We start from the raw sequence: 19094 nt of genomic DNA on the forward strand, positions 1-19094 counted from the left end.
GCCACTTCCGCGCTGATCACGATTCTATCTGGACAACCAGAAGTAAAACAGCTCGTTACGTCATTTATTTATAACATAAATATAAATGAAAAGATATTGAAAATAGGCGATTCATTTCCTTCCCATCTATTAAAATATTATTTATCGAGCAAACCTCACGTATATTCTACTGGCGCATTTTCGGATCGGAATCGAAAAAAGACTGCCAGCGAGCGGCAGTCTTTTTAAACATACGTTTAACTTTTTACTCAAAGCGGAAATCATCATCTGTCAGCGGCTCGACGTTGAGCGTGCGGACATAGCCATTTCCTTTTTTCGAGAAGAAATCATGCTGCTTCGTATGCGTCCGAATCCCGTTCAAAACGATCGGATTGACTTCTTCCTCCGGGAAGAACGGGTCCAGTCCCAGGTTCATCAACGCTTTGTTCGCGTTGTAACGCACGTAAGCCAGCACTTCGTCCGCCAAGCCAATTTCCGTATATAGAGACACGGTATACGCCTCTTCGTTCTCATGCAGCTCGTGCAGCAACGCGTACAGCTCCTCTTTCACAGCTGTCTGCTCGACGACGCTGAGGCGTTGATACACTTCTTGCGCAAGCACGCCGACGTACAGGCCGTGAATGCTTTCGTCGCGCACAATCAGGTCGATGATCTCGCCACTGCTCGTCATCTTGCCCTGTCCAGCCAAAAAGAGCGGGTAGAAGAAGCCGCTGTAAAACAAATAGCTTTCCAGAAAAACAGAGGCAACCATCGCCATGTACAAGTCTTTCGCTGTCTCGATGCTTTGATAGCGTTGCGAGATCAATGCCGCTTTCTTTTGCAGATGCGGATTGCGCTCCACCCAGGCAAAAATCTCGTCGATTTCTTCGGTGGCAGCCAAAGTCGTGAAAATGCTGCTGTAAGACTTGGCGTGAATTTGCTCCATCATGCCCATGAAAGCCAGGACGGCTTTTCGCTGCAATCCGTCCACATGCTCCATGATTTTCGGCATCCCGACGCCGCCTTGCACCGTATCGAGCAAGGTAAGGCCACCGAGCACTTTTTTATACGTGTCCCGCTCGGTAGCGCTCAGTTCCATCCAGGACATTTTGTCGTCCGACAGCGGAATCTCGTCATCGGTCCAGAACTGCATGATGTTCTGATTCCAAAACGTCATCGTAAAATCGTCGTCCGGCCTGTTCCAATTGACTGCTTTCATAAGGCGTTCCTCTTCTCTATCAACTTGTTCCAATGACCTACATCTGTTGTTAAACGGCGCAGCTAATGCACTCTTCTACCGTCAGATGCTTGGTGCGCGTGTAGTAGAGCGACTTCAAGCCTTTTTTCGCCGCGTAAATATAGTAGCGAGCCAGCTCTCTTGTCGAGATGTTGCTGTTGACGTGCAGCACGGTAGAAATCCCTTGATCCACATGCTCCTGGATTTCGGCAATCAGATCGATGACTTTGAACTGGTCGATCACATAGGCAGACTTGTAGTAAAAATAGTTCTCTTGCGTCAAGTACGGCATCGGGTAGTACGTGGTCGAGTTCGCATACGTTCTCGTCTCGATATGCTCCACGATCGGCATTACGCTCGATGTCGCATTCTGAATGTAGGAAATGCTCTGTGTCGGAGCAATCGCCAGACGATAGGCATGATACAGCCCGTTCTCCTGCACTTTTTGCTTGAGAGAAGCCCAGTCCTCTGGCGTCGGAATGTGCACGCCCTCGAACAGCTGCTTGCCTTTTTCCGTACGCGGACGGTAATCGGTTGCGAGATATTTGTCAAAATAAGTGCCCTTGGCGTACTCCGACTGCTCAAAGCCCATGAAGGTTTCCCCTTTTGCCTTGGCAATCTCGGCGCTCATTTCCAGCGAGTAAAAGTTCATCATCATGAAGAACGTGCGGGCAAAATCTTTTGCTTCTTCACTCTCATACGCGATTTTGTTTTTCGCGAGGTAGCCGTTGAGGTTCATCGCACCCAATCCGACAGAATGCAGCTCGCGGTTCGCTTTTTGCACGCCCGGCGCATTTTCCACACGGGTTACATCGCTGACGGACGTAATCGCTTCGATGCCTTCGCGCACGGATTCACGGATTTTTTTGTGCTCCATCACGTTGACGATGTTCAGGGAAGCCAGATTGCAGCTGATGTCGCGGCGGATAATGTCTTCCTCGCCGTAATTCGTGATCGTAGTAGTCTCCTGCAACTGGAAAATTTCCGTGCACAGGTTGGACATTTTGACCGCTCCAATATCTTTGAGCGCGTGATTTTTGTTCGCATTCGTCTTGTTCATGATGTACGGATAACCCGATTCCATCTGGATCATCGCGATCTTGGTAAGCATCTCGCGGGCGCTCATGACGATCTTTTTCTTGATGCGCTCGTTTGCGACCAACTCGTCGTACATCTGATCGAGATCCAGATCATCCAGATGAACGCCGTATTCCTTGTAGACCGAGTAAGGAGCGAACACGGTCAGAGGCTTGTTCTCCTCTGCCAGCTTGTAAAACACATTCGGCACAATCAGGCCGATCGACAATGTCTTGATCCGCGATTTTTCGTCAGCGTTGATCTTTTTGCAATCGAGAAACTCGTTGATGTCCCAGCCAAAAATGTTGTAATAAGCTGCCCCGGAGCCTTTGCGCTGTCCCATCTGGTCGGCGTAGGAAAACGCATCTTCCAAAAGCTTGAGTACAGGCATGACGCCTTTGGCTGCGCCCTCGACGCCTTTGATCGGCTCTCCCCGCCCGCGAAGCTTGGACAGATTGACCGCTACGCCGCCGCCGATTTTCGAGAGCTGCATGCAAGTTCCGAGCACGTAGTTGATCGAGTTCAGGGAGTCGTCCATTTCCAGCAAGAAGCAGGAGACCATTTCCCCGCGGCGGCTTTTCCCTGCATTGAGGAATGTCGGTGTAGCCGGCTGGAGACGCTGCTCCATCATGGAAACAGTCAGGCGCTTCGCAAGCTCGAAGTCTCCGCGGCCGAGCGAGAGAGCAACAATCGCTACCCGATCCGGGTACTGTTCCAAATACGTGGATTTGTCGTCCGTTTTCAGAGCGTAGTCTTTGTAAAACTTGGAGATGGCCATGTACGACGCGAATTGAAAACCAGTGTCATGCGCCAGTCGGAAAACTTCGTCGACCTGTTCAACGGTGTAGTCCTCATACACATTTTCATAAAAATCATGCTGGATCAAATAGTCCATCCGCTCTTTGACACTGTTGAAGGTCATGGTCTTCGCCTGCACTTCCTCCATGAAGACGGCGACTGCCTCTCTGTCTTTTTCCAATTGGTAAAACCCGTCGTTTCCACGCTGCATTAGTTGGTTGTTCAATTCAATGTGCCGCAATTGCTGCCACCCCACTCGTAAATTGTTCCACGTCACGGCCGGTACCGGACAATTCAAACTTGGAAATCACCGGAACGCCATACTGGATCGCGATTGTATCTGCGCTTTTGGCAAAGCTGGTGCCCCAGTTGCGATTGCCGCTGGCAGACACTCCGCGCAAATAGACATGATTTCGCTTCAGGAAACGGTCCACCTTCTCTGGCACCTGCCCGAAGCCTGTCGTGTACGTCACCAGGATGAACGGCTCATCTAGCACCATCTCCGAATCGATTTCCACGCGCGGCAGATCGATTTTGTTTACGAATCGTCTCACGTTTCCTGTTTTTGAATCAAAAGCGATTATCATGTCCCTCATCCTTTACTGCAATTGTATACTTTTTAGCCAAAGTAAAAGCGCATTCGACGCCAAAATGTCGAATGCGCATGATGATTCCCATCGTATCCATTCAGCATGACAAACGAATGGAGCGCTCGAACACTTCCCTATCTTCCGTAGGTTACACAGTGCTTGCAGTCAGGCAGGTCTCCTGGCTTGGGGTCATTGCTCCATTTGGCCTTCCCGATTGGCTCAATCAGTGGCGATCACAAGCAAATGGAACTCTCTCATCACAGTGGCGGGACCGCGTCGGAATCTCACCGACTTCCCTATTAAGTCTACCAAATATAGCGTGGTAAACACCTGTCCGCATCAATATGTAGTTGGTAAAACTTACTTTACCTCAATATATCGTAGGAGTCAAGCTTGGCATGTTCAATTTTCGTAGTGATAATCTCTCTCATTTCTCTATTGCCAATCTCTGGTTTTCGTCCATATAATAGGTTTCGTGTACATAAAAGTTGACGCCTACGGACGAATGGAGAGTGACCCATGATGGACAGTACGACTTACGAGGCAGTAGCGATTCCCCGTTCCCAAACGAGAAAAATAACATACAACGAGCGTACGTTCCACCTATTTGTGAGCACGCCAGACACAGCCCCGCCGCCAACAGGCTTTCCTGTCATCTATTTGCTGGACGCCAACTCGGTTTTCGGCACGATGACCGAAGCCATTCGCCTGCAATGCCGCGCTCCTGAAAAAACAGGCGTGCAACCAGCCATCGTCGTCGGCATCGGCTATCCGACGGAAGCGCCCTTCCATCCGTCCCGCTACTACGACTTCACGCATGTCGTTCCGCAAGACGAGCTGCCCGCTCATCCGCGCGGCGGAGAATGGCCGGAAATGGGCGGCGCCGAAAGGTTTCTTTCGTTTATCGAGAAAACGGTGAAGCCTGCTATCGAAAAAGATTTTCCTATCGATCGTACCCGCCAGACGATCTTCGGTCATTCTCTCGGCGGCTTGCTGGTGCTGCACGCCCTGTTGACGCGGCCGCACGAGTACCAATGCTATATCGCCGGCAGCCCGTCCATTCACTGGAACGAAAGCGTCCTGCTCGAAGAAGAGCGGCGCTTGCCTGAACGGCTTACAGACGAGCTGAAAGTCAGAGCGCTCCTGACGATCGGGGAACTGGAGAACGACGGGCGCTTCCACGTCAACGTCAAAGCAGAGGCCATGGCAAAAAGGCTGTCCGCTCTCGGCACAGGCCAGATTCAAGCCACGTTCCGTCAATTCCCGGACGAAAATCACACCTCTGTCTTGCACGTCCTGATCAGCCACGCGATCCGCTTCGCTTCCAAAACCGCTGCCCGCTAACCAGGGCAGCTTTTTCTTTTCCCAAAACCGGCCAACAACCGCTCCACGCACGCAAAAAACCGCCCATACGAAACATATGAGCGGTCATGCACGCATTTCTGCTCTTTTTCGGCTTACTGGAGGGACAACACCTTGTTGATCTGCGGCAGCTCTTCAATCGCCGCTACAACTGTTGGCGTAATCTCTTCATCCGTGACGCAAACAAGCAGGGCGTTCTTCCCTTTTTGCTCGCGCGACACGTTCAGCTTGGAAATATTGATTTCGTGGTCAGCCAGTTTGCGGGATACGTCGTAAATGACCCCGGGATAGTCGGTATGGTGCACCAAAAGACCGTGACCGCCCGGCGGAATCCGACAGGCGCAGTAATTGATCTCACTGATGTACACCTCGCGCCAGTCCTGGGCGAACGTATATTTGTTCGCGCCCACGCGCAAATTCGCCAAATGGTTGGCGTATTCGCCAGAGCTGTTTTGCACGGAAACGCCGCTGCCCAGCCCTTCCAGAAGCAAGGATGCGATCTGCTCTTTGTTTTCATGGGCCAAAATGCTCAAGGTTGCCCCTGCAAGCTGCGGCTCCAGTCTGCTAATCAATTGGGCCAACTCACGAAGTCCAGCGTATTGGGTCATGTAATGCCCTCACTCTCCCAGTCAAGGTTATTCTTCATTTCGGAAGAATCCACTCTTCCGGCTCTTTGATGATGGAGGAATGGTTTTCGGAACGGTACCAGGCTGTCAGGCTTTCCCCGTCCTTTTTGTACACAATGCGGTAAATCGTATTGCCTTTTCCGCTTTTGGCAAAAGGGCTTTCATCGGCAGGAACAGCGGTCACGCCGCCCGGTTCAATCACGCCGCCTTTTTCCTTGATGACAGCCTGGATCGTCGCCATGTGCTCACTGCTCGTAGCCGACATTCCCATGTAAGCGAGAAACCCCAAGAGGAGTGCTCCCGCCAAAAACGAAACGATAATCACTTTGGATTTTTTCGTTGCATCCACCAAGCGCTTCCCCCGTATATTAATTCTCTTTATCTATCGAACGCACCTTGTCGATCGTTCCTCCGCCGAGACAAACTTCGCCATCGTAGAAGACGACGGCCTGTCCAGGAGTAACGGCTTTTTGCGGCTGAGCGAAAACGACCTCTACGGTGTTGCCTTCCTGCACGTGTACCGTCACTTGCTGATCCGGCTGACGATAACGGAACTTCGCGGTGCAGACAAACGATCCGGTTGGCTTGTTGGCGCTAACCCAGCTCACGTCTGTCGCCAAAAGACTGCTTGAGTACAGGCGGGGATGATCAGAGCCTTCCCCGACAATCAGTGCGTTGCGTTCCAGATCCTTGTCCACGACAAACCACGGTTGACCGCTCGTGCCGTGTCCGCCGCCGATTCCAAGCCCTTGGCGCTGACCGAGCGTGTAGTACATCAGTCCATCGTGCTGCCCGATCACGGTTCCCTCGACAGTCTCGATATTGCCGGGCTTCGCTGGCAAGTAGTTTTGCAAAAACTCGCGGAAGTTGCGTTCGCCAATGAAGCAAATCCCTGTGCTGTCCTTTTTCTTTGCGGTGTAAAGCCCTGCTTCCTCGGCAATTTTGCGCACCTCGGGCTTTGGCAAATGTCCGATGGGAAACATCGTTTTGGACAACTGCTCCTGGCCGAGCACGTTGAGGAAATACGTCTGGTCCTTGTTGTTGTCCGCGCCTCGGATCAGCTTGTACTCCCCGTCGATGAATTTCACCTGCGCATAGTGGCCTGTCGCGATGTAATCGGCTCCCAGGTCCATCACTTTTGCCAGCAGTTCGCCAAACTTGATTTCGCGGTTGCACATGACGTCCGGGTTCGGAGTGCGCCCGCGTTTATATTCATCCAAAAAATACTGGAATACTTTATCCATGTATTCTTTTTCAAAATTGACGGTGTAATATGGAATGCCGATCTGTTCACAGACGCGCCGGACATCCTGGAAGTCTTCTTCCGCCGTGCAGTGGCCGAATTCATCGGTATCATCCCAGTTTTTCATGAAGATGCCGATGACGTCATATCCCTGTTGCTTGAGCAGGTAAGCCGTCACGGAGGAGTCGACTCCGCCGGACATGCCGACAACGACGCGTGTGTCTTCTGGTCGTTTCATAGTCTTTCTCCTCTTGATTCAATTTGTTCTTCTACAGATTACCATGTTTCGCAAAACAATTCATGTTTTGTTGCACTTTTCCCCGCTCCATGCCAAAAACACCTGCCGCAACTCTTGTGGCAGGTGTCGATGCGAGATGATTTTCAGCTCACTGGGACGTCTCATCCTCGATTTCCGAACGGAAGCCTTCTGCACTTTCTGCACGACGCTCGTTCTTCGCCTCGATGTCCGCACGTTCCTTGGCGGAAATCTCCCCCGCGTGCGCAGCCAGATAGTCATTCGCCTCGTTGATATTTTCCTCTGTATTTCGCGCCATTTCTTGCAGCTTGGCAGCGTTGTCAGAGCGATCATCCGGTTTTGCCATCACAATTCCTCCTCTGGTTCCAACTAGATTCACTACCTGTACCATTGTTCTCCGTTCACGCCAGAAGTATGTATGATAAACTGGTAGCATCTGATTTTGGACGAAGAGGAGTTTGACCGATGGCTTCCCTTGATTTTCTGGAACGAAAGCTGTTAAAAATCATCGCGGAGACAGACCCGGTGCGGCTCAAGCGCCAATGGGTGAGCAGACATGCCGAGCCGTTCCCCGAAATCGAGCAGCGCAAAAGGATCGCGCTATTGCTGCGCAGACTCGACAAGCTGCCTGCATCCAAGCGCGAGGAAGTGCGCGATTTGCTGAATCAGTTCAACTGGAACGGATAAACCGGATAAACGACTAGCGAATAGATTCGCCGATGCGCCAATGCCCGTCCACTTTTTCCATCCGGCGAATATCGGCAATGGCATCGTGATTGAGCGGACCGTAAATATGCGGATAAAGCAGTCCGTCGCTCGCCTGCTCGTATTTGATCGGAGAAGCGGATTTGCTCTCGTCGACTACGAGGACGAACAACTCCCCTTCAAATGCGCCGTATACCCGGTCCGCTACCTTCCCCAACAGCTCGTCGCCTTTTGTGGCATGAATAAAACCTTCCTGCTCGTAGTCGCGGGGCAGGTAATGCTCCTTCTCTTTCCACTGTTCCCAGTAAGCTTTTGGCACCATGCAATAAATGATCGATTCCTGCATCGAAAGTATGTCTCCTTTTTCGCTTGCGCTTTATTTGTTTCCCATCGCTTTGTTGACATGCCGCATGGCTTTATCGAAAAACATCCGGTCAAATGCCCCTTGATCGAACTTCCATTCAATGAAGTTTTTCAATGAATGCAAATCCACCCACGCATCCTTCGCTTGCGGATTGCGGTTAGGCACTTCACCCGTAATTTCTCCCTCGTAAACCAGCTTGGCCATCTCGTTTGGGTGCATCCCGATTTGATAGGCGATCTGGTGCAGCGCTATTTTCATCGAACTCCCCCTGCTCGGTAAGTCAATCCATACGTACGCTCTATTCTGCCAGTCTTTTTTCCCCGTGCCAAGTCCCTCTTGCGCACAGAGACATGTTTTCCTCCTGGCGCCTGCTTTGGTAAAATAACGGTAGAAAAACAGGTCATACATCACCGGAGGCCGCTCCATCTATGGAAAACATCAAATCGGCACCGAAAAAGAAGCGGTTGCGCCGCATCTTCTTTTGGGCATTCCTGACGCTCCTTCTCTATATGTGGGTCGTCAACAGCTCTTTTTTGGCGAGTCCGCCTGACGGCTCTCCTTTTTTGCTGGCTCACCGCGGAGTGGCGCAAACCTTTCATATGGAAGGAATCACAAACGAAACGTGCACAGCCGAGCAAATTTACCCGCCAGAACATCCTTACCTGGAAAATACGCTTCCTTCCATGCGCGCGGCTTTCGCAGCCGGAGCCGATGCCGTTGAGCTCGATGTCCACTGGACGAAAGATTCTCAATTCGCCGTCTTTCACGACTGGACGCTCGGATGTCGCACCAATGGCGAAGGGGTGACGAGAGACTTCACCATGTCCGAGCTGAAAAAGCTGGACGTGGGCTACAACTACACGGCAGACGGCGGGCGCACGTATCCTTTTCGCGGCAAAGGTGTCGGACTGATGCCTTCTCTCGACGAGGTTCTGACGGAATTTCCGACGGAGTCATTGTTGATCCACATCAAAAGCAACGATCCAAACGAAGGCAAAGCGCTTGCCGCCTTTTTGCAGCCCTTGCCGAAAGAACGGCTGGCGAAGCTCGCTGTATACGGCGGCGACGAGCCTGTTGCCACGCTGAAGCAAGCAATGCCGGAGCTGCGCGTCATGTCGATGAGCACGATGAAAAGCTGCCTGATTCCTTACATCGCTGTCGGCTGGTCCGGATACGTTCCGGACGCCTGCGCCGGGACCCAGCTGCATATTCCCGATCAAATCGCTCCCTGGCTGTGGGGTTGGCCCAATCGCTTCATGGAAAGAATGGAAGCAGCGGATACTCGCGTCATCCTGGTGGCAGGAAGCGGCGACTTCTCCCAAGGCTTCGATACCCCGGCCGATTTGAACCGGGTTCCCGAGAAGTTCAACGGAGGAATCTGGACAAATCGGATTGATCGCATCGGACCGCTTTTGCATAAAAAAAGCGAAACAAAGTGAAACTGTCTCCAGACATATGCGTATATACGAATACGCAGCCGAATCTGACAAGACAATTGGGAGTGATGGGGATGTTCAAAAAGCTTTTGAAAAATTTACTGGGTAATCACTCGAATGCTTCCCACAAATACCGGAAATACAGCAGCAGCGACCGCAAATACCGGAAAGGTTACGGGTCCAGCCACAGGGGGCACGGACACTCTCATTACGGCAGTTCCCACTACAAAAGAAAACATTCCAGCAGGAGCTTTTTCAGCAGCTAAACGACCTGCTCTTGGTACGCAAAAACACTCTGCCAGCTTCTGCAGCAGAGTGTTTCTTGTTTACGTATGCTACAATATGGAAAAGGAGCGTGCTGAAATGAACCCTTCCAAATCGTTTTATTATACCGTTGATCACTCCATGGTAGATGAATACAAAAAAATGCTCGATTTGATGAAAATCCCCTACACGATTGAAGCGCCAGTCGCTTTGCTCAAGGAAGGGGCCAATCAGTATTCCTTTGTGTTCCCGGATATGTCCGGCCGTTTGTATCAAATGGTAAGCAAGCTCTTTCAAGGGGAAGGCAAGCCCTATCCGCAATAATCGATGGCCTCGGGCAAAAAAAGGGACCCATTTCTGGGCCGAAGATAGGAAGTGGAGAGAATGCATGCTATGTAATATATACTAACATGAAACGAGTGATTGTCAACTTGTTTTGTCATTTTTCTGAGTTTTTATGTTAGTTTTTCTTACACCATTTCTTTCCGTTATCATTCTCTATCTGTTCGCACGCAAAAAGGAGGGACTTCGCGCCCCTCCTTTTCTTGTTTTTTCGGTCGTTTCGTTTATCCAAGAACGTTCACGATCTGCTCCAAACCGATCCACTCGCTTCTCGCTTCATTGACCAGTTGAACCTTGCGTGCCTTGGGGTCAACCCACTTGACTACGCCCCACATGCTGTGCGTATTCCCGCGCTCGCCATCCATGGACACCCACCAGCTGACTGTCACGCCATAATCTTCCCTGCCGGAATCACGGAGCATGTACAAAAACGATTCACGCTCCTGCTTTGTGATCACTGGCTGAGCCATGTCTTGCGGAAAAAGCTGACGTCCTCCGCCGTTACGAATACCGCTCATCACTTGATTTCACCCACCCTAGCCTGTACAAATCGTTTACTGCCCGTCTCATTTGACGATTGGACGCGATCGTATGAATCTCTGTTCCATTTTCCAGCATTCTGTAGACGCGAAGATGTACGGCTGTAAGCACGGGAACCCGCTGCATCTCCTTGTTCACAGGAACGAGAATGGTCTCCAGCATAAACATCACCCTCGAACGTACGTTTGCTTCATTATATACGAACAATATGCGAACAGGCAATATGAAAAAGCAGAATCTTCCTGCTTTCTACTGGGCGACTTCCTTCCCGATTGGTTGCGGCCGCTTTTCCACCACATCCAAAAACTTGCCGAACGTAGAGGCGAGCGTCTGCTGAAACAGCATCCCGAGCACGACAGGCAGGGCCACTGTAGCAGGGAAATACGTAATCGCCATAACCGCTCCGGCACTAATATTGCGCATCCCGCTATTAAAAGTCAGCGCGACGATTACGTCCCGTTCCCAGCCAAACAGTCTTGCCATCCACCAGCCTAGCAAGTAACCGAGAATGGCGAGCAAAAGCACCAACACAGCCATCCCGAACAGCTTGGCGTCCCATGCCTGGAAATAATTCGACACCATCGAGCTGTTAATCGCGACGACCACACCCATGCCCAGTTTGGAAAACGGAGAAAGCTTGGGAGCCAGCGTCTGTTTTACTCTCCCCCGCGACAGATGATGCAACAGCATACCGGCAAGCGACGGCAGCACGATCATGAAAAAGAGTCCCTGCATCATGTCCCATGTATCCATCTCTACTTTCGCCCCGAGCAACACGTACATGCCGAAAGGAACCACAAGCGGCGAAATCATCGTGTCGAGCAAAATAATCGACAGCGTCAGCGCGACGTTTCCCATGTAAATCGAAGACCACAAAAAACTGGAGATGCCCGTCGGAATGAGCGCCGCCAGCAAAAAGCCGGTAATGACATGGACATCGTCGGGATAGAACAGATGCGCCACTCCCCAGGCAATGAACGGCATGATGACATGCAAAATCATCAAATTGACCAGCAGCGGCAACGGACGTGCCAGCACTTTGGCAAACTCCTTGAACCCAGATCCCAGGCTCCCTGCAAAGGTCATAAAAGCGAAAACCCACGGAGACAAAAACGCGAACGGCTGCAGGTGCGATCCCGCAAGCACGCCAATCGCCACACTGCTCGGGGTCAACAACGGCATGATTTTTTCCAGCGACTTGTTTACTTTTGCGAATACATCCATTTCCTGCACCTCATTTGCTTTTGCGAACGCCTGATGAAAACCCATCTTTCTATATTACGTACTGGACAACTTTATTTCTAGAGAAAATGACGGGCGCCGCACTTTGACGGGCAAACAAAGGCACACTTGCATACTTTTTGGCGAACGGGTAAAGCCTAAGCTTTAGAAAGGAGGTATTTTTATGAACGGCATGGATTGGGTAGAATTTATCCGAAAAACCGAAGATAAAATGTTTCACCTCCATCGGGCGATTGATGGGATTTGTAACGAACCGGATTATAAAGAATCCGTCTCCGCTCTGACCGAAGTGGTCAGAGATTATCAAGTATTGGTTGAAAAAGCAAAAAGCGAGCTGCGTGGCATCGACTTGCATCGTGATCGTGGCGAACGCGATCGCGACCATCACGATCATGACCGTTACTAGAAGAAACTCAACTCCCCAATCGGGAGTTTTTCTTTTTTTACACGAAGCAAAAAACCTCAATCCATCCGCTTGCGATGGTGAGGTCTTCGTCCCAGTTACCCTTTCATTTTCTTTTCCAGCTCTTTTGCAGCTTTTTTCTTCTGGCACGCCTCTTTTACATCCGTCGGCCATGGCGTACCGCTCATCGATTGCAAGTCCATAAACAGTTTCTTATCAGAAGTGACGTGAACTTTCGAATCGGGAAATGCCGTTTTCAGCTTGCCCGCCACTTCTTTTTCAATCGATTGCAGTTTAAAGCGATTGAAGTTGCTAACCTTGATGGCGAGGTTCAAATCGTTGTCAATCTGGACAGCAACCACTTCATCGATCCCATCCACTTTAGCGGCAATCGCTTTCGCCTGCTCTTCCCACTCCGCATGCCGGACAGGCACAGGTGTGCACAACGGCTCTGCCTTGTTCTGTTGCTGTGTCTGCGCATTGTTTTTCCCCGAGCATCCTGTCATGACCAGCGCGATCGCCAAAATTGCCAGTATCGTACGCATGCAAACACCTCCTGACAAGTTATCCTTACTTTAGGATGACCGGAAATGGAGCATGTATGAGTGCGGGTTCTTTCCAATATAGAGACGCAGGAGACCGATTTGACCGTCCAGGACTATGTAACTATTTATCCCCGCCTGCGATTTTGGCATAAAAAAATGCGGCGGCTCATCTGCATTATTGAGCCGCCGCAGACCCCAAGAACATTGCGAGTCCTCCAATAGGATATACCAAATATGGCTTTGTAAGCGATAGGAGATCACTGGATGGCTTTTGGTGAACAAAAAAAAATCCCAGCCGCTGCTTCCGGCCGGGGCGTACGGGGTAGTACGCATATGTCATACGTGAATGATTTCATGATATAGGACAATAGAACTCGCAACAACCATCACTTTTAGGTAATAATACCTATGAATGGAACAAAAAAATAGCGCCGACCTATCTGCCTGAATTAAGTCGAACGCATTCAATCCCCAAGTTGGATTATACTAGCTAGCTTGGATTACTTTTCTATTATCTACGGAATTGGTCGATCATACCATGCGAAAATTATGGTAACAAACGCAATACTTTCCGCTTGATTTTGTTTCGTGTCGCTTTGAATCGTAGCGCTTTTCCAATATTTTCGGCAAAGATGCTTTTATGGTATGCTAGTTTTGCCATAAAAAGGAGTGAGACGATGAATCGCGATCAATGGACAGCTGTAGATGAATATTTTACGACGAAACTGGTTTCAGCAGATCCTGTACTGGACGCCGTTTTGGAACACAACGCAGCATCTGGCCTTCCGCCAATCGACGTGGCCCCCAACCAGGGGAAGTTCCTGCACTTGCTCGCCCAGATTCAAGGGGCACGCTCCATTCTGGAGATTGGTACACTCGGTGGCTACAGCACGATTTGGCTCGCTCGCGCCTTGCCTCAAGACGGCCGCCTGATCACGCTCGAAGCCGCACCGAAGCATGCAGAGGTAGCAAAAGCGAACATTGCTCGTGCCGGACTCGAATCGCTGGTGGAAATCCGCCTTGGCGACGCTCTGGACAGCCTCTCCGCTCTCGATCGCGAAAATCAAGGACCGTTCGACCTGATCTTTATTGATGCAGACAAGAAGAACAACCCGGACTACTTCCGCTATGCGCTCAAATTCTCGCGCAAAGGCAGTGTGATCATCACGGATAATGTCGTGAGAAAAGGTGCGGTCATCGACGAAACGAGCACCGATCCTAACATCCTCGGCGTTCGCCAGTTCGCCGATCTCGTTGCCGCAGAGCCAAGAGTGAGTGCGACTGCCATTCAAACAGTCGGCAGCAAAGGCTACGACGGTTTTGCCATCGCCCTGGTGACAGCAGATCCTAACTAACACACATCTCCCAATAAAAACCCGTCCGATGCTGAGCGCACAGACGGGTTTCGTTCATTGCAGACCGATTTGGGATTTGACTTGCAGTTTGCCATCCAGGAATGCCAAACTGGCACTGCTTCCGAGCGTTTCTCCTTCATACATGTAGACGACAGCATGATGCTGCTCCCCTTTGTTCCCTGCTTCCGACAGCAGCTCGCCTTCTCCCCCAATGATCCCCGTTGCTTCCTCATACGTCATGCCGTTTTCGATCTTGTCAAAGGCAGCCTTGGAAATCTTCGTTTTTTCATTGGCAGCAGAAGCCGACGCTGCATTGGTCGGCGAGGAAGTTTCCGAAGAACTTGCCTGTGTTCCCGCAGCGGGTGTTTCTGCTGGTGCAGCGGCAGTCGAAGTCGCATTGGTCGGTGCGGAACTTTCAGAAGAGCTTGCCTGCGTTCCCGCAGTTGGCGTTTCCGCTGGTGCAGAAGCGCAACCTGTCAGTCCCAGTCCGATACTGAGTAGCAATGCACATATTTTTTTCACGGTAACCAATCCCCCTTTTCATCTCTACACCTTAATCCAAAATATTACCAGTTTCATGAGAATATTTTCCTAATTGGCGACCTTTTTCCAAGCAGAGACAAGCAGGGAATACAATCGGAATAATTGTTGACAAAAATTTATTTTTGTGTTATATTAAAATATTTAATCATTTACATCAGCTTTTAAACCTTTCATACTATTCTTTACGCAAGGGACAGCGAAGAACTGGATGAAAGGATGTGCTGTAATGAACACATTGCCATGTCAGGGCTGCAAAGGCTTATGCTGTGGCCCGGTACCCATCACTGACAAGGAACGAAAGCTCATACATAAAAAGCTGAAAGCCATGCCGAAAAAGCTCCGCGAAGGCTTGGCGCATCAGCAGCGCTTTCCCGGCACCTGCATTTTCTACGACGTCAATCACGATCGTTGCGGCATTCATTCGTTTCGTCCAGACGTTTGCCGCCTGTTTGGCTATCACGAAGACCTCGTCTGTTTTCGCAAACCGGAACTGGCGACAAAAGGGAAAGCGCCGATCAAAGAACGACATGTCGGCTACCTCTCGATCGATTTTACGTGGAAAGATTTTCAGTGACGTATCTAGGCTGGACGTAAGGTGACACGGCGCAGGGATTGCAAGCATGGAAGTGCCAGGAAATATTCGGGAGGTGCCAGTCAAATGGAACCGTTCATCGGGTTTGTCATTCTCGCCTTTCTTGCCATCCTGCTGTTTCTCGTACTGGAAAGGCTGGTCGAACGCGCCGTGCATCCCCAGCATTTTTGGGCGGGTGCGATCATGAAAACGGTCATTTTCTTGTTGGTTTGTGCAAGCGTCTATTTGTCGCTGCCTTGGTTTAGCGACCTGTTCTCATCCTGATTTGGCAAGTCCAACAAAAACCCGCCCTTTGCACAGGACGGGTTTGGATCGCAAGCAGACCATGTCGGGCTTGCCTGCTGCTTTTTAGGAAGCTGCTTTTATTTCCAATGCTGCTGAATGTACGCATCGCGGCCGGACTTTTCCCGGTCTTCCTTGTAATGCTTCGGGTTTTTCTTGTGGTAGCCTTGGTGATATTCTTCGGCGGGATAAAAAACGGACGCAGGCAAAATATCCGTGACGATTGGCTTGGAGAAGCGACCGCTCGCCGCCAGCGCTTGTTTCGATGCGACCGCCAGCTCATGCTGCTTTTCGTTATGGGTAAAAATCGCGGTGCGATATTGGCTGCCCCGATCGTGAAACTGTCCATCCGGGTCAGTCGGATCGATTTGCTGCCAAAACAGCTCCAGCAGTCTTTCATATGGAAACAACTCGGGATCGAACGTAATCTCGACCGCTTCCCAGTGTCCGGTTTCGCCTGTTTTTACTTGTTCATAGGTCGGGTTTTCCACCGTTCCCCCGGTATACCCGGAGATGATGCCTCCGATGCCCGGCAGCTCATCAAACGGTGTCACCATGCACCAGAAGCATCCGCCTGCAAATGTCGCTTTTTCCATCTGTATTTCCTCCAGTCCCAGCTACAGGTAGTCTCCATGTTCTGCTCTCATTCATTGTACAAGAGCTTTCGGCTCGCTTCTAGGAAAAAGTGGGCAACAAATCTGCTCGTCCATAGAATCTCGTGAAGCCAATGCCCTCAGGATGTTTTATAATATCTGAGTAAAGCCATAGACAATTAGCTGTTAGGAGGACCATCCATGTTCCAAGTCGAAAAATTTCAAGGAAATAGAGAAGAGCAATACGAACTGGTCATCAAGCAGTTGGAAGCCTTGCTCGCTGGCGAGTCCAATCAGGTTGCCAATCTGGCCAATGCCGCAGCGCTGCTGAACCAGTTTTTTGAGGAAGTCAACTGGGTGGGCTTTTATCTGAACGACGGAAATGAACTCGTGCTCGGTCCGTTCCAAGGACTGCCTGCATGCGTGCGCATCCCGTTCGGAAAAGGCGTATGCGGCACCGCCGCGCAGAAGCAGGAAACGGTTCGCGTAGAGGATGTGCACTTGTTTCCAGGGCATATCGCGTGCGATGCAGCTTCCGAGTCGGAGATCGTCGTCCCGATCGTAAAAGACGGACAACTGCTCGGCGTCCTCGACATCGACAGCCCGCGCAAAAACCGTTTTGACGAAATCGATCAAGCTTATTTGGAAAAGTTCGTCCAGGCGCTCGTGCGTTTTTTGTGATCGCGCCTTCTTTTCCACGCGAAAAAAGAGCAGGCTTCCTTCTGCTCTTTTTTTCATGGCGATTTGTTATTTTCGGTAGTAGTGCTTGGCCCATTCGTTTTGGATTTGCTTTTTTGACTTTGCTCTCACTCGCGGCACCTGGCTCGTTTCCCATTCGCGGATGGCAGCCGCAAGAGTTCGGTAGAAGCGAAAATCGTTGATGTCCCAGGAGCAAAACAGCTTGCGATACATCGCGCCGATAGAAATGCCTTTCTGGTATCTGCGAACAGCCTTGCTCGCCAACCTTTTGGCATATCGCTTGCCTGGTCCCGTCTGATCTTTGACAACTGGAAAGTGCTTGTAGCTTCTGCTCATCATTAACCTCCTTTTGGAAGCTAATGACCGTAATTTGTCTCCTTCATCGACGCCCTCCTTTCCAGACGCTCCTGGTTCTTACGTGCCCGTTGCTAGTACCGCCTACAGTCTCAGCGGGCAAACAGCTTCCCGCATCACTTGCGCAAATGCTCCGACAGCTGCGTAAGCAGAGTGCCCCATTCTAAAGAAACAGCGCCAAAATCGAGCACACTTCTCGTCTCCTTTCTCCCCTTTTTGCGTTTTCCGTCGCACATCGTTGGATGCAAAGCGTAAAGAAGTTCTTTTTATATTACCACCATCTTCCACGTTTTCAAAATAAACAGACCGCGATAAGCAAAAGGAAGCTTTTTATGATCATCATGAAAATATTTCGCTGTCGCTGGAAAATAGAGATGATTTTCGATCGCTCTTGTTGTAATATTATCCCAACTCCAAATCAACTGACAAAGGAATGATGCTGACGCCATTCGCTCTGCTACTAGGCGTTCTTTTGCCTTCCCGGCTGACAGCCACACTACTTCGGATGTAAAAAGGAGACTGCCATGTCCAATCCATTGACCAGCCAACACTTGACTCTCACCAAACTGGCTCCGCCCGACTGGGAATTGATTCGCTCCATTTACACCAATCCGGTCCTCATGCAGCATATCGGCTCCCCTATGAGCGAGGAAGCGATCCGAAGCAACTTTGCGAAAGAGTTGGCTCCGTGGACTCTCGACTCCACCCACTGGCTCACCTGGATCATTCGCGAAACAGACACCGGAAACGACGTTGGCTTGATCAGCATCTGCACCCGTGATCGTGACGTGCTCACTGCGGAAGTAGGCTTTATTATTTTGGATACGCACAAAGGCAAAGGCTATGCAACCGAAGCGCTTGCTTTTGTCCTGGACCACGCCGCCCATGCATATGGCTTCCGAAAATTCACAGCTGTTTGTTCCGAAGAGCACGCAGCTTCCAGAAAGGTGTTGGAAAAGGCGGGAATGAAGCTGGATAAAATCGTGCCGGAACATACTGAAATTGCTGGCACCATGGTGAATGACTGTTTTTATTCGTTGGAAAAATGAATGGTTGTTGAAAAGATAACGGCCCCGTTCGCATAAGGAGAGGTACTAATGAAGCTCTGGCAACAAATGATCATCGTCATTGGCTTACTGCTATTTGGCAGCCTGCCTGTCTTCGCTGCATTCGAAAACGAGCCAGCAGACAGGAGTGCGTACGAAAGCTATCGTCCATATGAATCTTCCGCAAATGCACAAAAATTCCTTGCCCATACCGTGAAACATCTGTCTGAGGGAACCATGGGCGGCAGCATCCCTTTACAGACGACGCGCGACGAGCTGCAAGCAAACTATGGTTTGCAGGAAAGCGAAATCGTATCGCCAGTCCCGAACGCCCATTTTTTTGAGTGGGACGGCTACCGTTACTTCCTCAATCGGATCAATGGCGAATCGACTGTCATGGTCATCCAAGCTCCCTTTGCCCCGCTGACAAAAGAGGAAATTTTTGAAGTGGTTGGCGATCAGCCTTGGTATGGCGGCAAAAGGCAACACCAGATCATTTACAAGCTGGATCGCTACATGCTCATATTTACCCACACGGATTCCAAGGAGCAAGTCTACTATAATAGCGTTATGATCAGCCCTCTGGACCCTACCAAAAAATAAGCATGAAACGTGACCAAC

Annotated in this window: 28 protein-coding genes and 1 riboswitch; of the genes, 12 read left to right on the plus strand and 16 right to left on the minus strand. The window is 50.5% G+C overall.

Annotated features, from left to right (window positions below; all coding sequences use genetic code 11):
* Positions 1 to 244: 244 nt before the first annotated feature.
* The 3 genes from nrdF to nrdI are packed head-to-tail and all read right to left on the minus strand — an operon-like array spanning position 245 to position 3678.
* Positions 245 to 1198, minus strand: a complete 954-nt coding sequence (nrdF, locus tag EDM60_RS06990) for a class 1b ribonucleoside-diphosphate reductase subunit beta (RefSeq protein ID WP_122963319.1) — start codon at positions 1196 to 1198, stop codon at positions 245 to 247.
* Positions 1199 to 1247: 49 nt separating this feature from the next.
* The gene (gene nrdE / locus EDM60_RS06995) at positions 1248 to 3332 is read right to left on the minus strand and encodes a class 1b ribonucleoside-diphosphate reductase subunit alpha (protein WP_063231041.1); all 2085 of its coding nucleotides are present in this window, start codon (positions 3330 to 3332) and stop codon (positions 1248 to 1250) included.
* Complete coding sequence (gene nrdI / locus EDM60_RS07000; RefSeq protein ID WP_122963320.1) at positions 3319 to 3678, minus strand: class Ib ribonucleoside-diphosphate reductase assembly flavoprotein NrdI; 360 nt, start codon at positions 3676 to 3678, stop codon at positions 3319 to 3321. Before nrdI ends, nrdE begins: the two co-directional genes overlap by 14 nt.
* A 154-nt stretch (positions 3679 to 3832) precedes the next feature.
* Positions 3833 to 4030, minus strand: a riboswitch (cobalamin riboswitch).
* A 173-nt stretch (positions 4031 to 4203) separates the two neighbouring features.
* On the opposite strand from nrdI, the gene EDM60_RS07005 reads away from it, so the two are divergent.
* The gene (locus EDM60_RS07005) at positions 4204 to 5025 is read left to right on the plus strand and encodes an alpha/beta hydrolase (protein ID WP_122963641.1); all 822 of its coding nucleotides are present in this window, start codon (positions 4204 to 4206) and stop codon (positions 5023 to 5025) included.
* A gap of 113 nt (positions 5026 to 5138) precedes the next feature.
* Here EDM60_RS07005 and EDM60_RS07010 read toward each other — a convergent pair whose 3' ends face one another.
* From EDM60_RS07010 to tlp, 4 genes are all read right to left on the minus strand, one after another.
* Positions 5139 to 5651 (minus strand): ACT domain-containing protein, encoded by a 513-nt coding sequence (locus tag EDM60_RS07010; RefSeq protein WP_063231043.1) that lies wholly within the window; start codon positions 5649 to 5651, stop codon positions 5139 to 5141.
* A gap of 34 nt (positions 5652 to 5685) precedes the next feature.
* Positions 5686 to 6018: a hypothetical protein gene (locus EDM60_RS07015; RefSeq protein ID WP_122963321.1), complete on the minus strand. Its 333-nt coding sequence runs from the start codon at positions 6016 to 6018 to the stop codon at positions 5686 to 5688.
* Positions 6019 to 6037: 19 nt separating this feature from the next.
* Complete coding sequence (gene mnmA, locus EDM60_RS07020) at positions 6038 to 7150, minus strand: tRNA 2-thiouridine(34) synthase MnmA (protein ID WP_122963322.1); 1113 nt, start codon at positions 7148 to 7150, stop codon at positions 6038 to 6040.
* A 148-nt stretch (positions 7151 to 7298) separates the two neighbouring features.
* Entirely contained in the window at positions 7299 to 7514 is a 216-nt protein-coding gene (gene tlp / locus EDM60_RS07025; protein ID WP_122963323.1) for a small acid-soluble spore protein Tlp, read from the minus strand.
* 119 nt (positions 7515 to 7633) lie between these two features.
* Here tlp and EDM60_RS07030 point away from each other — a divergent pair, with 119 nt between their 5' ends.
* Positions 7634 to 7855, plus strand: a complete 222-nt coding sequence (locus EDM60_RS07030) for a hypothetical protein (RefSeq protein ID WP_122963324.1) — start codon at positions 7634 to 7636, stop codon at positions 7853 to 7855.
* 13 nt (positions 7856 to 7868) lie between these two features.
* On the opposite strand, the gene EDM60_RS07035 is transcribed toward EDM60_RS07030, so the two are convergent.
* Positions 7869 to 8219, minus strand: a complete 351-nt coding sequence (locus tag EDM60_RS07035; RefSeq protein ID WP_122963325.1) for a DUF952 domain-containing protein — start codon at positions 8217 to 8219, stop codon at positions 7869 to 7871.
* A 30-nt stretch (positions 8220 to 8249) separates the two neighbouring features.
* On the minus strand, positions 8250 to 8495 hold the full coding sequence (locus EDM60_RS07040; protein ID WP_063231049.1) for a hypothetical protein: 246 nt from the start codon (positions 8493 to 8495) through the stop codon (positions 8250 to 8252).
* A gap of 170 nt (positions 8496 to 8665) precedes the next feature.
* Between EDM60_RS07040 and EDM60_RS07045 the strand changes: the two genes are divergently transcribed.
* The 3 genes from EDM60_RS07045 to EDM60_RS07055 all read left to right on the plus strand — a co-directional run bounded on the left by EDM60_RS07045 (position 8666) and on the right by EDM60_RS07055 (position 10261).
* On the plus strand, positions 8666 to 9676 hold the full coding sequence (locus EDM60_RS07045; protein WP_122963326.1) for a glycerophosphodiester phosphodiesterase family protein: 1011 nt from the start codon (positions 8666 to 8668) through the stop codon (positions 9674 to 9676).
* 71 nt (positions 9677 to 9747) lie between these two features.
* Positions 9748 to 9939: a hypothetical protein gene (locus EDM60_RS07050; protein ID WP_122963327.1), complete on the plus strand. Its 192-nt coding sequence runs from the start codon at positions 9748 to 9750 to the stop codon at positions 9937 to 9939.
* 97 nt (positions 9940 to 10036) lie between these two features.
* Positions 10037 to 10261, plus strand: coding sequence for a hypothetical protein (locus EDM60_RS07055; protein ID WP_122963328.1), 225 nt, complete (start codon positions 10037 to 10039; stop codon positions 10259 to 10261).
* Positions 10262 to 10503: 242 nt separating this feature from the next.
* On the opposite strand, the gene EDM60_RS07060 is transcribed toward EDM60_RS07055, so the two are convergent.
* The 3 genes from EDM60_RS07060 to EDM60_RS07070 form a co-directional block, all read right to left on the minus strand.
* Entirely contained in the window at positions 10504 to 10797 is a 294-nt protein-coding gene (locus EDM60_RS07060) for a YolD-like family protein (RefSeq protein ID WP_122963329.1), read from the minus strand.
* Positions 10781 to 10981, minus strand: a complete 201-nt coding sequence (locus tag EDM60_RS07065) for a hypothetical protein (RefSeq protein WP_122963330.1) — start codon at positions 10979 to 10981, stop codon at positions 10781 to 10783. The genes EDM60_RS07060 and EDM60_RS07065 overlap by 17 nt, the downstream gene beginning before the upstream one ends.
* Before the next feature lie 87 nt (positions 10982 to 11068).
* On the minus strand, positions 11069 to 12043 hold the full coding sequence (locus tag EDM60_RS07070) for a bile acid:sodium symporter family protein (protein ID WP_122963331.1): 975 nt from the start codon (positions 12041 to 12043) through the stop codon (positions 11069 to 11071).
* A 181-nt stretch (positions 12044 to 12224) separates the two neighbouring features.
* Between EDM60_RS07070 and EDM60_RS07075 the strand changes: the two genes are divergently transcribed.
* The gene (locus tag EDM60_RS07075) at positions 12225 to 12467 is read left to right on the plus strand and encodes a hypothetical protein (RefSeq protein WP_063231054.1); all 243 of its coding nucleotides are present in this window, start codon (positions 12225 to 12227) and stop codon (positions 12465 to 12467) included.
* Positions 12468 to 12562: 95 nt separating this feature from the next.
* Here the strand turns inward: EDM60_RS07075 and EDM60_RS07080 are convergent, their stop codons facing one another.
* On the minus strand, positions 12563 to 13009 hold the full coding sequence (locus EDM60_RS07080; protein WP_122963332.1) for a YhcN/YlaJ family sporulation lipoprotein: 447 nt from the start codon (positions 13007 to 13009) through the stop codon (positions 12563 to 12565).
* A 677-nt stretch (positions 13010 to 13686) separates the two neighbouring features.
* On the opposite strand from EDM60_RS07080, the gene EDM60_RS07085 reads away from it, so the two are divergent.
* A complete protein-coding gene (locus tag EDM60_RS07085) occupies positions 13687 to 14364 on the plus strand; it encodes an O-methyltransferase (protein ID WP_122963333.1) in 678 nt (225 codons plus the stop codon).
* A gap of 54 nt (positions 14365 to 14418) precedes the next feature.
* On the opposite strand, the gene EDM60_RS07090 is transcribed toward EDM60_RS07085, so the two are convergent.
* On the minus strand, positions 14419 to 14886 hold the full coding sequence (locus EDM60_RS07090; protein WP_122963334.1) for a DUF3862 domain-containing protein: 468 nt from the start codon (positions 14884 to 14886) through the stop codon (positions 14419 to 14421).
* Positions 14887 to 15133: 247 nt separating this feature from the next.
* On the opposite strand from EDM60_RS07090, the gene EDM60_RS07095 reads away from it, so the two are divergent.
* Entirely contained in the window at positions 15134 to 15481 is a 348-nt protein-coding gene (locus EDM60_RS07095; RefSeq protein ID WP_122963335.1) for a YkgJ family cysteine cluster protein, read from the plus strand.
* A gap of 84 nt (positions 15482 to 15565) precedes the next feature.
* Complete coding sequence (locus tag EDM60_RS07100; RefSeq protein WP_122963336.1) at positions 15566 to 15763, plus strand: hypothetical protein; 198 nt, start codon at positions 15566 to 15568, stop codon at positions 15761 to 15763.
* A 98-nt stretch (positions 15764 to 15861) separates the two neighbouring features.
* Here the strand turns inward: EDM60_RS07100 and msrA are convergent, their stop codons facing one another.
* Positions 15862 to 16377 carry a peptide-methionine (S)-S-oxide reductase MsrA gene (msrA, locus tag EDM60_RS07105; protein ID WP_122963337.1) on the minus strand — a complete coding sequence of 172 codons (516 nt, stop codon included), beginning with the start codon at positions 16375 to 16377 and terminating at the stop codon, positions 15862 to 15864.
* A gap of 198 nt (positions 16378 to 16575) precedes the next feature.
* Here msrA and EDM60_RS07110 point away from each other — a divergent pair, with 198 nt between their 5' ends.
* Positions 16576 to 17055 carry a GAF domain-containing protein gene (locus EDM60_RS07110; RefSeq protein ID WP_122963338.1) on the plus strand — a complete coding sequence of 160 codons (480 nt, stop codon included), beginning with the start codon at positions 16576 to 16578 and terminating at the stop codon, positions 17053 to 17055.
* 66 nt (positions 17056 to 17121) lie between these two features.
* On the opposite strand, the gene EDM60_RS07115 is transcribed toward EDM60_RS07110, so the two are convergent.
* Positions 17122 to 17409 (minus strand): hypothetical protein, encoded by a 288-nt coding sequence (locus EDM60_RS07115; protein ID WP_122963339.1) that lies wholly within the window; start codon positions 17407 to 17409, stop codon positions 17122 to 17124.
* 542 nt (positions 17410 to 17951) lie between these two features.
* Between EDM60_RS07115 and EDM60_RS07120 the strand changes: the two genes are divergently transcribed.
* Both EDM60_RS07120 and EDM60_RS07125 read left to right on the plus strand, forming a co-directional pair.
* Positions 17952 to 18476 carry a GNAT family N-acetyltransferase gene (locus EDM60_RS07120; protein WP_122963340.1) on the plus strand — a complete coding sequence of 175 codons (525 nt, stop codon included), beginning with the start codon at positions 17952 to 17954 and terminating at the stop codon, positions 18474 to 18476.
* 48 nt (positions 18477 to 18524) lie between these two features.
* Positions 18525 to 19076: a hypothetical protein gene (locus EDM60_RS07125; RefSeq protein WP_122963341.1), complete on the plus strand. Its 552-nt coding sequence runs from the start codon at positions 18525 to 18527 to the stop codon at positions 19074 to 19076.
* Positions 19077 to 19094: the final 18 nt, after the last annotated feature.

It is taken from the genome of Brevibacillus parabrevis (genome assembly GCF_003710905.1).
GTDB classification, from domain to species: Bacteria; Bacillota; Bacilli; order Brevibacillales; family Brevibacillaceae; genus Brevibacillus; species Brevibacillus parabrevis.

Excerpts from the sequence above, each read along its gene's own strand:
- nrdF (WP_122963319.1), bottom strand. The coding sequence starts at position 1,198 with ATGAAAGCAGTCAATTGGAACAGGCCGGACGACGATTTTACGATGACG.
- nrdI (WP_122963320.1), bottom strand. The coding sequence starts at position 3,678 with ATGATAATCGCTTTTGATTCAAAAACAGGAAACGTGAGACGATTCGTA.
- EDM60_RS07005 (WP_122963641.1), top strand. The coding sequence starts at position 4,204 with ATGGACAGTACGACTTACGAGGCAGTAGCGATTCCCCGTTCCCAAACG.
- EDM60_RS07010 (WP_063231043.1), bottom strand. The coding sequence starts at position 5,651 with ATGACCCAATACGCTGGACTTCGTGAGTTGGCCCAATTGATTAGCAGA.
- mnmA (WP_122963322.1), bottom strand. The coding sequence starts at position 7,150 with ATGAAACGACCAGAAGACACACGCGTCGTTGTCGGCATGTCCGGCGGA.
- tlp (WP_122963323.1), bottom strand. The coding sequence starts at position 7,514 with ATGGCAAAACCGGATGATCGCTCTGACAACGCTGCCAAGCTGCAAGAA.
- EDM60_RS07030 (WP_122963324.1), top strand. The coding sequence starts at position 7,634 with ATGGCTTCCCTTGATTTTCTGGAACGAAAGCTGTTAAAAATCATCGCG.
- EDM60_RS07035 (WP_122963325.1), bottom strand. The coding sequence starts at position 8,219 with ATGCAGGAATCGATCATTTATTGCATGGTGCCAAAAGCTTACTGGGAA.
- EDM60_RS07040 (WP_063231049.1), bottom strand. The coding sequence starts at position 8,495 with ATGAAAATAGCGCTGCACCAGATCGCCTATCAAATCGGGATGCACCCA.
- EDM60_RS07045 (WP_122963326.1), top strand. The coding sequence starts at position 8,666 with ATGGAAAACATCAAATCGGCACCGAAAAAGAAGCGGTTGCGCCGCATC.
- EDM60_RS07050 (WP_122963327.1), top strand. The coding sequence starts at position 9,748 with ATGTTCAAAAAGCTTTTGAAAAATTTACTGGGTAATCACTCGAATGCT.
- EDM60_RS07055 (WP_122963328.1), top strand. The coding sequence starts at position 10,037 with ATGAACCCTTCCAAATCGTTTTATTATACCGTTGATCACTCCATGGTA.
- EDM60_RS07060 (WP_122963329.1), bottom strand. The coding sequence starts at position 10,797 with ATGAGCGGTATTCGTAACGGCGGAGGACGTCAGCTTTTTCCGCAAGAC.
- EDM60_RS07065 (WP_122963330.1), bottom strand. The coding sequence starts at position 10,981 with ATGCTGGAGACCATTCTCGTTCCTGTGAACAAGGAGATGCAGCGGGTT.
- EDM60_RS07070 (WP_122963331.1), bottom strand. The coding sequence starts at position 12,043 with ATGGATGTATTCGCAAAAGTAAACAAGTCGCTGGAAAAAATCATGCCG.
- EDM60_RS07075 (WP_063231054.1), top strand. The coding sequence starts at position 12,225 with ATGAACGGCATGGATTGGGTAGAATTTATCCGAAAAACCGAAGATAAA.
- EDM60_RS07080 (WP_122963332.1), bottom strand. The coding sequence starts at position 13,009 with ATGCGTACGATACTGGCAATTTTGGCGATCGCGCTGGTCATGACAGGA.
- EDM60_RS07085 (WP_122963333.1), top strand. The coding sequence starts at position 13,687 with ATGAATCGCGATCAATGGACAGCTGTAGATGAATATTTTACGACGAAA.
- EDM60_RS07095 (WP_122963335.1), top strand. The coding sequence starts at position 15,134 with ATGAACACATTGCCATGTCAGGGCTGCAAAGGCTTATGCTGTGGCCCG.
- EDM60_RS07100 (WP_122963336.1), top strand. The coding sequence starts at position 15,566 with ATGGAACCGTTCATCGGGTTTGTCATTCTCGCCTTTCTTGCCATCCTG.
- msrA (WP_122963337.1), bottom strand. The coding sequence starts at position 16,377 with ATGGAAAAAGCGACATTTGCAGGCGGATGCTTCTGGTGCATGGTGACA.
- EDM60_RS07110 (WP_122963338.1), top strand. The coding sequence starts at position 16,576 with ATGTTCCAAGTCGAAAAATTTCAAGGAAATAGAGAAGAGCAATACGAA.
- EDM60_RS07115 (WP_122963339.1), bottom strand. The coding sequence starts at position 17,409 with ATGAGCAGAAGCTACAAGCACTTTCCAGTTGTCAAAGATCAGACGGGA.
- EDM60_RS07120 (WP_122963340.1), top strand. The coding sequence starts at position 17,952 with ATGTCCAATCCATTGACCAGCCAACACTTGACTCTCACCAAACTGGCT.
- EDM60_RS07125 (WP_122963341.1), top strand. The coding sequence starts at position 18,525 with ATGAAGCTCTGGCAACAAATGATCATCGTCATTGGCTTACTGCTATTT.